The 13,895-nt window shown below is 38.9% G+C and carries 15 protein-coding genes; 5 read left to right on the forward strand and 10 right to left on the reverse strand.

The annotated features are described in order from the left end of the window. Positions 1-10 precede the first annotated feature (10 nt). On the forward strand, positions 11-898 hold the full coding sequence (gene fdxH / locus KDJ85_RS00370) for a formate dehydrogenase subunit beta (protein ID WP_225817924.1): 888 nt from the start codon (positions 11-13) through the stop codon (positions 896-898). Continuing rightward, the gene (gene fdnI, locus KDJ85_RS00375; RefSeq protein WP_225817926.1) at positions 891-1,547 is read left to right on the forward strand and encodes a formate dehydrogenase-N subunit gamma; all 657 of its coding nucleotides are present in this window, start codon (positions 891-893) and stop codon (positions 1,545-1,547) included. The genes fdxH and fdnI overlap by 8 nt, the downstream gene beginning before the upstream one ends. 74 nt (positions 1,548-1,621) lie before the next feature. On the opposite strand, the gene KDJ85_RS00380 is transcribed toward fdnI, so the two are convergent. The 3 genes from KDJ85_RS00380 to KDJ85_RS00390 form a co-directional block, all read right to left on the reverse strand. Further along, positions 1,622-2,176 carry a GNAT family N-acetyltransferase gene (locus KDJ85_RS00380; RefSeq protein ID WP_225817927.1) on the reverse strand — a complete coding sequence of 185 codons (555 nt, stop codon included), beginning with the start codon at positions 2,174-2,176 and terminating at the stop codon, positions 1,622-1,624. A 138-nt stretch (positions 2,177-2,314) separates the two neighbouring features. Continuing rightward, positions 2,315-3,832 (reverse strand): MFS transporter, encoded by a 1,518-nt coding sequence (locus KDJ85_RS00385; protein WP_225817929.1) that lies wholly within the window; start codon positions 3,830-3,832, stop codon positions 2,315-2,317. 1 nt (position 3,833) lies between these two features. Next, positions 3,834-4,916, reverse strand: a complete 1,083-nt coding sequence (locus tag KDJ85_RS00390) for an HlyD family secretion protein (protein ID WP_225817931.1) — start codon at positions 4,914-4,916, stop codon at positions 3,834-3,836. A gap of 141 nt (positions 4,917-5,057) precedes the next feature. On the opposite strand from KDJ85_RS00390, the gene KDJ85_RS00395 reads away from it, so the two are divergent. Further along, positions 5,058-5,684, forward strand: a complete 627-nt coding sequence (locus KDJ85_RS00395) for a TetR/AcrR family transcriptional regulator (protein WP_225817932.1) — start codon at positions 5,058-5,060, stop codon at positions 5,682-5,684. Between the two features lie 89 nt (positions 5,685-5,773). On the opposite strand, the gene KDJ85_RS00400 is transcribed toward KDJ85_RS00395, so the two are convergent. After that, entirely contained in the window at positions 5,774-6,217 is a 444-nt protein-coding gene (locus KDJ85_RS00400; RefSeq protein WP_225817934.1) for an acetyltransferase, read from the reverse strand. 198 nt (positions 6,218-6,415) lie between these two features. Here KDJ85_RS00400 and agp point away from each other — a divergent pair, with 198 nt between their 5' ends. Further along, on the forward strand, positions 6,416-7,669 hold the full coding sequence (agp, locus tag KDJ85_RS00405) for a bifunctional glucose-1-phosphatase/inositol phosphatase (protein ID WP_225817936.1): 1,254 nt from the start codon (positions 6,416-6,418) through the stop codon (positions 7,667-7,669). 116 nt (positions 7,670-7,785) lie between these two features. After that, positions 7,786-8,280: a GNAT family N-acetyltransferase gene (locus tag KDJ85_RS00410; RefSeq protein WP_225817938.1), complete on the forward strand. Its 495-nt coding sequence runs from the start codon at positions 7,786-7,788 to the stop codon at positions 8,278-8,280. Between the two features lie 171 nt (positions 8,281-8,451). Here the strand turns inward: KDJ85_RS00410 and KDJ85_RS00415 are convergent, their stop codons facing one another. The 6 genes from KDJ85_RS00415 to KDJ85_RS00440 all read right to left on the reverse strand — a co-directional run bounded on the left by KDJ85_RS00415 (position 8,452) and on the right by KDJ85_RS00440 (position 13,873). Next, positions 8,452-8,889, reverse strand: coding sequence for a universal stress protein (locus KDJ85_RS00415; protein WP_225817940.1), 438 nt, complete (start codon positions 8,887-8,889; stop codon positions 8,452-8,454). A gap of 218 nt (positions 8,890-9,107) precedes the next feature. Further along, the gene (locus tag KDJ85_RS00420; RefSeq protein ID WP_225817942.1) at positions 9,108-9,677 is read right to left on the reverse strand and encodes a tetratricopeptide repeat protein; all 570 of its coding nucleotides are present in this window, start codon (positions 9,675-9,677) and stop codon (positions 9,108-9,110) included. A gap of 616 nt (positions 9,678-10,293) precedes the next feature. After that, the gene (locus KDJ85_RS00425) at positions 10,294-10,701 is read right to left on the reverse strand and encodes an acyl-CoA thioesterase (RefSeq protein WP_206086713.1); all 408 of its coding nucleotides are present in this window, start codon (positions 10,699-10,701) and stop codon (positions 10,294-10,296) included. Between the two features lie 206 nt (positions 10,702-10,907). Further along, complete coding sequence (locus KDJ85_RS00430; RefSeq protein WP_225817943.1) at positions 10,908-11,264, reverse strand: hypothetical protein; 357 nt, start codon at positions 11,262-11,264, stop codon at positions 10,908-10,910. Positions 11,265-11,372: 108 nt separating this feature from the next. Continuing rightward, positions 11,373-12,791: an NAD(P)/FAD-dependent oxidoreductase gene (locus KDJ85_RS00435; RefSeq protein ID WP_206086715.1), complete on the reverse strand. Its 1,419-nt coding sequence runs from the start codon at positions 12,789-12,791 to the stop codon at positions 11,373-11,375. Between the two features lie 287 nt (positions 12,792-13,078). Then, positions 13,079-13,873, reverse strand: a complete 795-nt coding sequence (locus tag KDJ85_RS00440) for a PhzF family phenazine biosynthesis protein (protein ID WP_225817945.1) — start codon at positions 13,871-13,873, stop codon at positions 13,079-13,081. Positions 13,874-13,895: the final 22 nt, after the last annotated feature.

Consider the following 13,895-nt stretch of genomic DNA (forward strand, 5'->3'; position numbering starts at 1 on the left):
GGGAGGGAACATGTCCATGCAATCTCAAGACATTATTAAACGTTCCGCGACCAATAGCATTACGCCTCCGCCGCAGGCGCGTGATGATAAGCTGGAAGTGTGTAAGCTTATTGATGTGTCATCCTGTATTGGCTGTAAAGCTTGTCAGGTGGCATGTTCTGAGTGGAATGATATTCGTGACGAAGTGGGCCACTGCGTAGGGGTTTACGATAATCCTACGGATTTAAGTGCCAAATCGTGGACGGTGATGCGTTTTAGCGAAACCACGGAAATGGGCAAGTTAGAGTGGCTGATCCGTAAAGATGGCTGTATGCACTGTGCCGATCCAGGCTGTTTGAAATCGTGCCCATCTGCGGGCGCAATCATTCAGTACGCTAATGGTATTGTGGATTTCCAATCAGAGCACTGTATTGGTTGTGGCTATTGTATCGCGGGTTGTCCATTCAACATTCCACGATTGAATCCGAAAGATAATCGTGTGTACAAATGTACTTTGTGCGTTGATAGAGTCAGTGTTGGCCAAGAACCTGCTTGTGTGAAAACCTGCCCAACAGGTGCAATTCGTTTTGGTACGAAAGCCGAAATGCTGGAATACGGCGCAGAGCGCGTCACGAAACTGAAGAATCGTGGTTACGCTCAAGCGGGTATTTATGACCCTGAAGGCGTTGGTGGAACACACGTTGTTTATGTGCTGCATCATGCTGATAAACCCCAGCTTTATCACGGGCTGCCTGAAGATCCACAAATTGATACCCCAATTAATCTGTGGAAAGGCGTTCTGAAACCACTTTCTGCAATTGGATTTATTGCAACCTTTGCGGGATTAATCTTCCACTATGTGGGAATTGGCCCGAACAAAGAAGTGAGTGATGAAGAGGAGGACGATAACCATGAGTAAAAAAAGCAAAATGATTGTACGGACAAAATTTATTGACCGTGCTTGCCACTGGACAGTGGTCATCAGCTTCTTCTTGGTTGCGTTGTCAGGTATTGCACTGTTTTTCCCAACGCTGAAATGGCTGACGGAAACTTTCGGTACACCACAAATGGGGCGTATTCTTCACCCCTTCTTTGGTGTGTTGATTTTTGTCGTACTGATGTTCATGTTTGTGCGCTTTGTGAAACACAATATTCCAGATAGAAAGGATTTACCTTGGATCAAGAATATTGTCGAAGTCCTCAAGGGTAACGAGCACGAAGTTGCGGATGTTGGCAAATATAACGCAGGCCAAAAAATGATGTTCTGGAGTATTATGAGTATGATTTTCGTACTCTTAGTGACTGGGATTATCATTTGGCGTCCTTACTTTGCCGATATGTTCCCGATGTGGATGATCCGCTGGAGCCTGCTTATTCATGCAGCGGCCGCAATTATTTTAATCCACGCAATCTTAATCCATATGTATATGGCATTCTGGGTTAAAGGTTCAATTAAAGGCATGATCGAAGGCAAAGTGAGCCGTCGTTGGGCGAAGAAACACCACCCACGCTGGTATCGTGATGTTGAAGCGAAAGAAGCTAAAGCAGAAGCGGAAAGTAAAAAATAATTTACGCATAAGCTAATTAATCTAAAGCCATCACAGAGTGATGGCTTTTTTGTGAGGATTATTTTGGTCGTATTTTAATGATGGTAATCGCTTGCTTTAATGCGATACAGAACATGTTCTTGCAACCAATGGCCATCAGGGAGTGCTGGGTGATAAAAGGTATCAGGCTGTTTTATCATGCCAAGGCGTTTCATTACCGATTCAGATGGAATGTTGGGAACCGCAGTGAATGCAACTAACTCTTTAAGTTTTAACTGGGTAAAAGCCAACCGAATAACGGCTTTCGCCCCTTCAGATGCAAAGCCTTGATGCCAATAATCAGGAAGTAAACGCCAACCAATTTCAACGCAAGGGGAAAAGGGAAGGTTAGCGGCAGGAATATTTAAACCAAGAAAGCCAATAAATGTGTTGGTTTCTTTCAATTCGACGGCCCATAGCCCCCAGCCACCTTGCTGGTTAAATTTCATGATGATGGTATCTAAAAACTGCTGGCTTTGCTGCTCGTCTAATATGGCAGGAAAGTAGTGCATCACGTCAGGGTCGCTGTTGAGTGCATAAAACGCGGCGCTATCTTCCGCTTGCCACTTGCGAAGGCGTAATCGCGGGGTTTCTAATTCGAGAATATTCATGTTATTGATACCATGCATGATTAAGTGTGTTTTTCCTTTACTTCATAAAATAAAATAAGGATATATCATTGGGTTAGGTTGGTAACTGATATCTCTATTTATCATTATATGGGTATTTAAGTCCATTGAATACAGAGGTTAATGACTTATTGAGGGCACTATGTTGTTTTTAGGTGCGGGTTTTAAAAATAAAATCAGTATCAGTACAATAATAATAATGACAAAGACCAGATTAAAGCCATTAATAAATGAACCGACGTGCGCCTCTCTATTGATTAACGAGAAGAGCGTTAGGCTTGATTCCTCTGGAAGTAATTTTTGTTCTCCAGTTTGGATAGCCGCTCTTTTGACTTCAAAGTTTTCATCAAAACACACTCGCAAATAGGTGCTCATTAAAGCACCAGAAAGTGCAGGCATCAGAACTCTTGCAATTGAAATATAAGCGCCCAGATGCAATGCAAATTTAGGCTGCATATTCACAACAAATGAAGAAATTAAACCAATTAAAACTAAGCATTCTCCAATTGATTGAATAATCATTAAAGGAATAAACTCGTCGATACGCCATTGGTAATCAACTTGCATACCTAAAATACATCCATATCCTATTAACGCGACACCTATTGTCATTAATAGCCTAGCGTCAATGTATTTAGCAAGCCATACGGCAATTGGGCTAAATAGTAGATAGGCAATAAAAGCAATATTAGTCACTTCACCAATTTGTTGCGGCTTTAAACCACCAATAGAAGATAAAAATGAGGGGATAAATAGCGAGTTTGTAAGCATTAAAAAACCATACAAACAGGAAATTGTAAAACAAAGACACAAATTTCGGTTTGCTAACCAATTGGGGGGAGCAAAAGATTGGTCAAAAACTACTGCTCTAAGAAGAAAAATACTCAATAAAATAATACTGCCAATCAGACAGGAAATAATAAAACCAGAGTCTTCCCAGCCCAATATTTCGCCTTGAACGACGGAAACATAAAGTAAAACCAAGCTTAGACTTTTAAGTGCCATGCCTCCCCAGTCTGTTTGGATTAAAAGCGCATGATTAACTTCACTTAATGGCATTCCTTTCCACGCAAAAACAAATATTAATAACGTAAAAGTAGCGCATCCCCAATATAACCATTGCCAGTTAATCGTGTCGATAAGTGTTCCCGATATACCAACACCAGCATCCATACCTAAAGAAACTCTTAAACTATAAGCCGCCATAACAATTAGCCAAACATTGGGTTGTAAATTTCTTAAGGCTAGAGAAATAGTCATGGGTAAATAAACCCCTAAACACAGGCCAATAATAAAATGTGTGGTTAATAAGGCTTCAAATCCATACACACCACTAAAAGGAGGGAAAGTTAAAAATAAACCCAACAAAATAGCACTGGTCGACATGAGGAGCCGTTCTGCACCTAAAATAACCATAAACCAAGGTGTTAATGTCATACTAATTAATTGGGCTGCATTTAATGAAACGTTTATCCAGGTACCTTCGAGCTTATCGAGAGCAAATACACCCCGTATATCTGCTAATGAAAGAGAAAACATGCGAATAAAGAGCGTTGACAATATTGCGCCAAGAAAAACTGATATCACCGCAAATAGCGGTTTTGTTTCTTTCGCCCCTTGGAATAATTTCAAAAACATTTTACTTACCTTCTGGGGAGAGACTTTGTGTATCAATGTTCACCACAACGGACATACCAGGGCGTAATCGACCGATATCATTTTGTTCAGATAAAAAGCTAATATAAACAGGAATACGTTGTAATACCTTAGTGAAATTACCACTACTATTATCCGCAGGGATTAAGGCTGATTCACCGCTACTTTGCGCACCAATATCACGTACGACGCCTTGGAATATCGTATCTGGATATGCATCGACGGTAATGGATACGGTTTGCCCAGAATAAACATTCCTTAGCTGTGTTTCTTTTAAATTCGCGATGATATAAGGCTGTTTATTGGGCGTGACAGTGACAATCTCAGTACCTGATGTCACAAAACTACCAATGTTCAATTTTATCTTATTAAGTTGGCCATCAAATGGTGCAGTGATTGTCGCGTAAGATATTTGGGTTTCTGCCTGCTTTAGATTGGCTAAGGTTATATCTCGTTCCGCACTACGAATTTTTTCTTGTTGATTTAATATTTCTCGTGATTGTTTAGCTTGCTCCCATTGTGCTTTTGCCGCGAGTTCTAACTTAATTAAGCGTTGCAGATCTGAATTTGCATCTAAGTAATTTTGTTGGGTAATTGCACCGCTATTAATTAACGCTTTACGTAATAATGGACTGCGCTTCATTTGTTCAACTTCAATTTTTGCAGCTTGATAGCGGTGAAATAACATATCAATAGTGAGGTCTTGCTCTTTAATTTCACTCGCTAAATTGCGTAACTGTTGTTCCGCTTTTTGATAATTAGCTTTTGCTATTTGCTGCTTAAAAAGGTCTTCTTGATTATTAATTTCAGCGATAACATCGCCCCGGTGAACGAATTGATAATCATCTACTAAAATGCGAGATACATAACCCGTCATACGCGATTTTAATATGGCAGAGTCCGATTTGATGTAGGCATTATTCGATTCTTGGTAGCGTTTAGAGCCTAACCACCGATCCCAATTTAGGGTGGTAAATAGAATTAAAATACCGATACATAAAATGCTAATCCACGGCGTTAACGAGATAGCTTTTTGTGAGAAAGTCTTAGATTCATTTGTCGTCATTTTATTAACCTCAATACGACTCAATTATCACGTTGAGCACTTTGCCTAAATTGGAAATATTGATAAACTAACAGTGTTAGGTTGGTAAAGTATGTTAGACTAACATTGTTAGGTAATAAAGGACTAAATGAGATTTTTTTTATGAGAACACCAAAAATTACACGATTACAGGTACTAGAAACTGCATTGAATCTGCTAGAAAGGGAAGGTATTGAAGGGTTAACGATGCGTAAACTTGCTGATGCGCTCAATATCAAAGCGGCTTCATTATATTGGCATTTTAATAATAAGCAGGTCTTAGTCGAAGGTATGGCTGATCATATTGTTGCTACAGTTGCTGTCGATTTTCAATATAAAGATGATTGGTCAACTAACCTGATTGAAGTCACATCTCAATTGAGAAATGCATTATTACAGCATAGAGATGGAGCACGAGTTTTTGCTGGAACCTATGTTGTTTCTGAGAATGTATTACGTATCAATAATGCATTAATTAAAATATTCGTACAATCAGGGCTTTCTGCAAAGAATGCCGCGAGAACTACAATGACTGTCTTTTATTTTGTTCTTGGTTGTTGTATTGAACAGCAAGCCGCAAATTTTTCAGCGGATTGTGATTTGCTTAATAAAGGAGCTGAATTTAATCTATTGTATCGGGAACAGTTTCCTTACACATGGGAAGCCAAAGACATGTTATTTGTGAATAACTATGATGAGCGTTTTATGGATGGGATGCAGCTTATTATTAACGGATTAAAAAATAGCTAATCATATTTTGTAGTTATTAGTTTTCAATATCACCCTTAAATAAGCGGGTAACCTCTGATCGTAAACAAAAATATTACTAATAAGATGAGCTATTTGCTTACTTTTAAACGCATATGTAAGAGTGGAAAAGGGTTTCCTTCACCATCTAACTCTGAACGGTCATACTGTACAAACCCCATGTGTTCATAAAATCCAACAGCTTGTGGATTTTGTTCATTCACATCAAGCTCTGTGATACCCCATTTTTCAATGGCGTATTGCAAGAGCTTCTTCCCTGTTCCTTGCCCGCGGTTTTCTGGCGAGATAAATAACATTTCAAGGCGATTTTCAGCGTAACCGAGAAAGCCCACCATTTTACCTGTATCATCAAAGGCGACAAATACGGCTAAGTTTGGCAAATATAGCTGTTTAATTGCTACTTTGAGTTCATTGATTTTTTCTTCAGGTAAAAAATCGTGAGTGGCTCTAACAGAAGCCTCCCAAATTCGAATTATTTCATCATCATGTGCACGCGTGGCAGCTTGGACTATCATTATCTTGTCTCCCTAAAATAATGCTGCAATCTTAAATCGCAGACTTGTAATGTCAATGTCTGATTTTAATTTTAGTTAAGGCTAGTTTTGAGATATTAATCTCAGAAAAAAAAGTCAGCTTTGTCATTATGAGATAAGTTTAGATTATTGGGGCGGTTTAACGTCTTTTCACTTTTCCATATTGGTAGGGGTATCTTAATGAAATACAAAGTGTTAACGCTATGTTTATCTGCGGCCTTATTTGCACCGATTGCACCAACCATGGCAAGTACCGACAATCAAGCAGATATGGTTTTAGACCAAGTTTTAGTCCTTAGCCGCCACAATTTACGAACACCAATAGTTAATACGGGCATTCTCACGGAAGTGACTGATAAAAAATGGCCAGACTGGGATGCAAAAAGCGGTTATCTCACCACACAAGGTGGGGCGCTTGAAGTGTATATGGGGCATTATTTTAGAGAGTGGATTGACCAAAATAAGTTACTCGCTGATGAATTATGCCCAACCAGTAACGAAGATATATATCTGTATACCAATAGCTTACAAAGAACGATAGCAACAGCACAGTTTTTTGCTGCAGGGGCATTTCCTGGCTGTAAAGTGAATATTCACCATCAGCCTGAAATTGGTAAGATGGACCCTGTATTTAACCCGATTATTACCAATGGTTCTCCTGAGTTTAAACAAAAAGCCCTTGCGGCAATGGATGATTATCTAAAAGGTTTATCACTAAAAGCGGGTTACGAAGAACTCGATACAGTGTTAAATATTAAAGATTCTCAAAAATGTAAAACGGATAAATTGTGTAATCTAGATAGCCAAAAAAATAGCTTTATTATCGAAGCTGATAAAGAGCCTGGCGTTAGCGGCCCATTGAAAATTGCGAATTCTGCAGTGGATGCTATCGACCTACAATATTATGAAGGTTTTCCCGCAGATCAAGTCGCCTGGGGGCTCGTGGATACCCCTGAAAAATGGAAAAAACTCAATACGCTAAAAAATGCGTATCAAGAAACCTTATTTACGCCAAAAATTATTGCCAAAAATGTGGCTCATCCAATCCTTAATTATATTGATAAAGGCTTTGTATCTGTAGATAAAGGGGAAACGGCCAAATTTATATTTTTAGTGGGTCACGATTCTAACATTGCTTCATTGATGTCAGCGATGGATTTTAAACCGTATCAGTTAGCACAGCAGTACGAGCATACGCCAATTGGCGGTAAATTGGTTTTCCAGCGTTGGACAGACAAACAAACGAAAAAAGACTTTATGAAAGTCGAATATGTTTATCAAACTGCAGATCAACTTAGGGACAATGCCTATTTATCCCTTGAGACCCCCCCAAAACATGTGACTTTAGAGCTAAAAGATTGCCCGATTGATAAAAATGGCTATTGTTCATGGGAAGATTTCCAAAAGGTGATGGCAAAAGCGTTGGAACAATAAACGTTTAATCTTCCTCGTTAAGGCCCATTAACAGTAATGTTAAATGGGCTTTTTTATGTTGAAATTTATGTTTAGCTGCTTACAATTCAGCCATCTTATTTTATCGAGTGACGAATATGCCTATTCAGTTTTTACGACTACCCCAAATTCCAACCGCTGACATTATTGCACTAAATACGCACCCATTAGTATTGAAGCACATGCCGCTGGGCGATACTCAGTTTGATGAGGCATTTTGTCGACATTGGGTGGAGGGAAAAGAGCAGCATTGGAGCCAGTATGGTTATGGCATTTGGGCATTTGTTATCGATGGACAGTTTGCGGGGTGGGGTGGGCCGCAAAATGAAAACGGTGATGCAGATTTAGCTCTTGTTTTGCATCCAGCATTTTGGGGGGAAGGCAAACGAATTGCGGTACAAATGATCCAAGAAGCTTTTAGTTCCCTGAATATTGATTCCCTAACCATTCATTTACCTTTAACAAGACTTAAGTTAGCGGCATTATTGCGCTATGGATTTGTTGAAGATGGCTTGGTTGATTTTGATGGCGTACCGTTTAAACGATTTAGGCTGAAAAAAGCCGACAAAAAGACGAAAAAAACCCTGCTATAAAAGCAGGGCGTGAAAATCACGAAAATGTTTATGAGTTTATAATTTACCGCAATTAATTATGAAATAGTCTTATAAAGTGTATGGTTTTATATGTTTTTGTAACATTCATTGAGCTTAAACGTATTACTAGTAATGCAAGATAAAATCACTGAAAATTTTAGATAGTAAGGCTTATCTAACAACCAATACGCTTGTTTTTGCGTAACGTACGACGGATGCTGCATTTGAGCCTAATAAATAGGTTGTCATACTCGGGCGACGTGAGCCCAGTAAGATAATGTCAGCATTAATATCTTCGGCAGTGGCTAAAATTTCATCTTTAACCGAACCCACACTCGCTTTGGCATGTACTTTATCTGCAGGAATTGAGAACAATTTAATTTTCTCTTGTAACTCAGCAAGAATAATCTCAGCTTGTTTTTCATCATTTGGGAAATCGCCTGGTAAAATGGTGCCACCATAGCGTAGATAATTAGAAATTGGAGCCGTGACCGCAAGAAAATGAACATTAGCATTGTTCAATTTTTGCAGCGAATTGACATGAGGAACTAACATATTGGTCAGAGCATCTTCGGTTACATCGATCGGAACTAAAATTGTATTGTACATAAATTCTCCTTTTTTCTTTTATATTATAAGTTTAGAACATTCTTATACATTTTGATATTGATTATTCATACTAGAATAGTAACTGATTGGTTGTTGATGGGGTGTGAGCCAGTAGTCGCAATCAGATTTTTAGCAAAGAAAAAATAAAAACGAACATGACCGATGATGGTAATGTTCGTCAAAATAGGAGAGTTTTAATCTAGCGGAAAGGGGCTAGATTATTTTTTAGGGCAAGCTTCTTTAATGCCAGCTTTACAGGCTTGTGCTAGGTAATCTGCCGCTAATTTATCATTAATTTCGGTACCTTCACCATTCTCAAGCATCTTTCCGAGCTGATATTGCGCGGGAGGGAATTTTTTCTCAGCAGATTTTTGAAACCACTCAAATGCGGTAATATAGTTTTGTTTTACACCAATACCTTGATAATAAAATTGCCCCATATAGTTTTGAGCCTCGACATTTCCTTTATTTGCTGATTTTTCGAATAACTCCATCGCAGTTTCAAGGTTTTGTTCTACGCCATTACCATTTAGGTACATATCGCCTAAAAATAGCTGAGCATCAGAGTTACCTTTATTTGACGCCATCGTCAGCCATTTTTTGGCTTTACCATAGTCTTGCTTCAGTTCATTACCCAGATAGTAACCAATTCCAAGCATCACTTGTGCTTTAACATCGCCTTTTTGGGCTTCTTGCTCAATACGTTTGATGGTTTCTTTAGGAACGGCTGCAACACTGAGATTAATGGATAAAATAAAGATAAAAATAAGTGAAAGAATTCTAAGCATGGTTTTATTTCTTATGTCATCGATGTTTATTACTATTATTTATAGGCAATAAAATGTATTTTTGCACATTAATTATTGAACTCATCTAACGACTTCAAGCATATATGTAATGCCATAGTGCTGATATCGCGTTTAAATAATAAATATTCTTGTCAGGCGTTACACCCTTTTAGGGTAATTAGCGTGTTGAAATACTCTACGTCCATAATAGGTAAATTACAATATCTATTCGTGATTACATCTTATAGGAGTGTTTTTTTTGATGTTAGAATATGACGCTATATGACTGTTGTAACAAGATATTAATATTTTTTTTATTTTTTAACTAAGGGTTTCTAAGTGTTTATAAGTATAGTAATTATATATTAATAGACGTTTTATAGATGGCGTATGAAAATTAATTTTTTGTTGAAAATCTTTTTTGGTGAATTATGCCAAAAAATCTCATAATCTAAACTAAAAATAGTCTTATTTAATGTTTTGGGTTAACGAAGTAAAAATAGAAATAATGAAAAATTCAGAGAAGAAAAGGCTGGAGAGATAAATAAAGTGTGAATAAAAATAGGTTCACACTTTATTTACACCAAAAAGGTGATTATTTCAGTTATTTTAAATTTTATTCACCAAATAAAGGTGTTGGTTTTCCATTGTCATCAATGGCCACAAAGTTAAACTGACCATGGATAACTTCTTCACGGCCTTCAGAATACATATCTTCCAAGAAGATGGATACATTCACCGTTAAGCTGGTTCTACCGACTCGAATGACTTTTCCGACTAATTCAACAATTGTGCCTGATGGAATGGGATGGGTAAAATTGATCTTTTCTGTGGAAACAGTGACTAAACGTTTTCGGCTAAAGCGGGTTGCCGTGATAAAAGAGACTTCATCCATCCATGCTAAAGCGGTACCGCCAAATAAGGTGCTATGGTGGTTAGTTGTGGTCGGAAATACAACTTTAGAAACGCGGGAAATGGATTGTTCGATTTTTTGTGCGATGACATCATCAACGATGGAACTCATGGTTGGGCCTTACAGTTGTTACTTAGTGTATTAATAATGTTAAGGCTAAGTGTAATACTCATCACAAATAATTACAGCAATAAATGAGAAGTGAATCGATCCAGTCTGAAAGGTTTTTGAAATAGAGCACATTTTGCTATCGTGATGATAAAAATGTATTCATCCACACCGATAGGGTGTGAATGAAAACGAATAAAATAAGCCAGTTAGTTATCTAAATATTCAGCACTCATCCGAATAGCTTTTGCGTTATCACCACTTTTTACGCAAGAGACCAAAAAGGCTTTAGATTCTGCCCAAATAGTGGCGGAAAAATCTTTACCATCAACGTCTTTTTCGATGGTAATCGGGTAATTTTCAACGCCATCTAACCACTCTTGTAAGCCAGATTTACAGGTTGCAAAATCCTCTTTTGCTATCGAGCCATCTAAAGTAGGCATTGCAGTTTGAGGTTTTTTCCCCGAAGCAATCATATTTTCAACTTGCTCTAGGGTGTAGTTTTTCTCCGCCATTACGCCGAAACTCACTAACGAAATCATCATTCCTAATAATAATTTGTTCATAATCACTCCATTTGATTTAAGTCGAGAATGTTAAGGGATTGAGGAATATTAGGCAATAAAAAACCCTCCAAGTTGGAGGGTTTTTGTGATCGCGATGACGCGAATAAACTAGCTGAATCTGTACAGGCTAAATGGTTTTACATTCAGTGCAGGTTCTTTGCCTAACAATAAGTCGGCAGTTAATTCAGACGAAACTGGGCTTTCTGTCATACCCCAACCTGTTGCGGTATTGATAACCAGACCAGGGTATTCATTGACTTGGGAAATAATTGGGTGTTCATCTGGTGCGATGGCCATTGCTCCGCTCCATTGATCAATCAGTTTTGAGTCTTTAAACGCAGGGAATTCGGTTTTTAGTTTCTCAAATGATGCATTCAGTTCTGGCAGGTCTGGTAACGCTGTCATATTTCTGTGTTTTTCAAACGGTGAAACTTCATTCAGTTTCCAGCTAGTTGGCTCTGTGAATGAGTTAATCAGTTGCTCATTTAACGAAATGTGCACTGGGAAATCAGGCATTGATAATAATGGGATATATTTATAGCCGTAAACGAAGGAATCTTTCACCACTGGCGCGACGATAACACGTGGAGAAGTTGCATAGGTGCCATCAGCTTGTTCACGGAAGAAAATATTACCTGGTAATGCGACGTTACCACCTGGTGCCGTTGGTGAACCAGAAATTAACTGTTGGGATTGATAAGCTGGCAGAGTTGGGACGTCTACCCCTAAATTTTGCATAAATAAGCGTGACCAAACACCGCCAGCTACGACGACGCGAGAGGTTTTAATCGCCCCTTTTTCCGTAACGACATCTGAAATTGCGCCACCTTGAGTTTCTAACCCTCTTGCTGCGCAGTTAGTGTAAATTTTGATGCCCAGTTTTTTGGCGTGCTCTGCCATCACGAAGGTCGCAATTTCAGCATCTAAACTGCCTGAATCTTCTTCAAATCCAGCGATGCTCCATTTAGATTGCGCACCTTTTAGGCGCTGATCTAACTCTGCACCTTCAATAATGCGGGTTTTGAATGGGATGTCAGAACCGACATTTTTGCTGGTGGTATCAATCCACTCTCTCACGTTGACTAAGTCTTCTTCGTCAAGAGGGACTTCAACACGGCCTTGGGTACGGTAGCTGGTGTCAGCACCGACTTTGGCATTCATCTCTCTCCAGCGGTGTTTACCGAGATGGTGAAGTAAGAAGGTTTCTTCTGGCATTTTATAGGTGATAACTTGGCCGTAGAAACGGGATGATTGCTCACCCGCGATATTGCCTTTTTCAACGATGACAACATCTAAGCCTCGACCGACCAATTCGATAGCAGTCATAATCCCTAGAATTCCAGCACCAATAACAACGACGTCAGCTTGTTGTGGCAGCGCACCTTCTGTCCCTGCAACGAAGCCATGTCTTGGCTTGCCAGGTACAAAGCGACCTTCACGCGTTAGCATTGGCGTTAAAATTCCAGCACCAGCGGCTACAGTGACAACCGCGCCACCAATAAGAAATTTTCTTCTAGTAATAGCCATTTATAGAGTTCCTTATATAGAATGAGTTTTTAACAGTTAATCAAAGCGTTAATAAGTAATACTTATAATTGCAATTATATTTTTAATTATAATTATGATTGTAAACTAATTTAACGTTGATTTAAAATTTTTAATTAAATGTTAAAAAAATTATTGTCTAATCTGAGATAAGGAACACAAAAGGGAGGGAAGAGTCATACTCATCACATACCGAACATCACTTAAAGTCATTATGAAGAATGTGGATATTGGTTGAAGTATGAGCTCTTGAATTTAGATTTTGTAGTTTATTGATTAATTTGAATTTTACCTGTTAGGAATAAGGCTGCATTTCCTGTTAGCTTAACTCTGCCGTTATTGACCTCGCAGTGGATCATTCCGCCTCTTTTCGAGAGTTGTTTTCCGACTAAGACTGTTTTTTGTAATCGTTCTGCCCAAATTGGGGCAATGGCACAGTGTGAAGTGCCAGTGACAGGGTCTTCATTGACTCCTTTAGCGGGGGCAAAATAGCGTGATACGAAGTCACAGTCGTCCTCAGTACTTTGTGCTGTAATTGTTAACCCAGGTAGAGGAAGTTGTGCAAGGCGTTGCATGTCTGGTAGGCAGTTTTCGATTTGCTGTCTATTTGAAAGAAAACACAGATAGCGGTCTTTGGCGAGCCAAAGCTCAGTAATTTCAACGCCTAAAATATCAGCAAGTTCAGGGAATTGTATTGGCGAACTGAGAACTGAATCAAGAATAGGGAAATCAAGAGTGATACCTTGTTCACTGCAGGTCACCACTAATTCTCCCGAAAGCGATTTAAAGACGATTGGCTGAGCGTGTTGTTGTAAGACATGGTTAAGGACATAAGCCGTGGCTAAGGTTGCATGACCACATAAGGCAACTTCCATTTTTGGGGTAAACCAGCGGATATGCTGACCGACTAAAAAGGCCGTTTCCGATAAATTAATTTCTGCGGCAATGGCAATGAGCATATGATCAGGTAGCCAATCATTCAGTAGTACAATGGCCGCGGGATTCCCTTGAAATAAGGTATCTGTAAAGGCATCAACATAGTAGACAGGTAGAGAAAGGGACATACTTAACATTCCGGCTTATGGT

It is taken from the genome of Providencia vermicola (genome assembly GCF_020381325.1).
Lineage (GTDB): Bacteria > Pseudomonadota > Gammaproteobacteria > Enterobacterales > Enterobacteriaceae > Providencia > Providencia vermicola.

Excerpts from the sequence above, each read along its gene's own strand:
- fdxH (WP_225817924.1), top strand. The coding sequence starts at position 11 with ATGTCCATGCAATCTCAAGACATTATTAAACGTTCCGCGACCAATAGC.
- fdnI (WP_225817926.1), top strand. The coding sequence starts at position 891 with ATGAGTAAAAAAAGCAAAATGATTGTACGGACAAAATTTATTGACCGT.
- KDJ85_RS00380 (WP_225817927.1), bottom strand. The coding sequence starts at position 2,176 with ATGAATATTCTCGAATTAGAAACCCCGCGATTACGCCTTCGCAAGTGG.
- KDJ85_RS00385 (WP_225817929.1), bottom strand. The coding sequence starts at position 3,832 with ATGTTTTTGAAATTATTCCAAGGGGCGAAAGAAACAAAACCGCTATTT.
- KDJ85_RS00390 (WP_225817931.1), bottom strand. The coding sequence starts at position 4,916 with ATGACGACAAATGAATCTAAGACTTTCTCACAAAAAGCTATCTCGTTA.
- KDJ85_RS00395 (WP_225817932.1), top strand. The coding sequence starts at position 5,058 with ATGAGAACACCAAAAATTACACGATTACAGGTACTAGAAACTGCATTG.
- KDJ85_RS00400 (WP_225817934.1), bottom strand. The coding sequence starts at position 6,217 with ATGATAGTCCAAGCTGCCACGCGTGCACATGATGATGAAATAATTCGA.
- agp (WP_225817936.1), top strand. The coding sequence starts at position 6,416 with ATGAAATACAAAGTGTTAACGCTATGTTTATCTGCGGCCTTATTTGCA.
- KDJ85_RS00410 (WP_225817938.1), top strand. The coding sequence starts at position 7,786 with ATGCCTATTCAGTTTTTACGACTACCCCAAATTCCAACCGCTGACATT.
- KDJ85_RS00415 (WP_225817940.1), bottom strand. The coding sequence starts at position 8,889 with ATGTACAATACAATTTTAGTTCCGATCGATGTAACCGAAGATGCTCTG.
- KDJ85_RS00420 (WP_225817942.1), bottom strand. The coding sequence starts at position 9,677 with ATGCTTAGAATTCTTTCACTTATTTTTATCTTTATTTTATCCATTAAT.
- KDJ85_RS00425 (WP_206086713.1), bottom strand. The coding sequence starts at position 10,701 with ATGAGTTCCATCGTTGATGATGTCATCGCACAAAAAATCGAACAATCC.
- KDJ85_RS00430 (WP_225817943.1), bottom strand. The coding sequence starts at position 11,264 with ATGAACAAATTATTATTAGGAATGATGATTTCGTTAGTGAGTTTCGGC.
- KDJ85_RS00435 (WP_206086715.1), bottom strand. The coding sequence starts at position 12,791 with ATGGCTATTACTAGAAGAAAATTTCTTATTGGTGGCGCGGTTGTCACT.
- KDJ85_RS00440 (WP_225817945.1), bottom strand. The coding sequence starts at position 13,873 with ATGTCCCTTTCTCTACCTGTCTACTATGTTGATGCCTTTACAGATACC.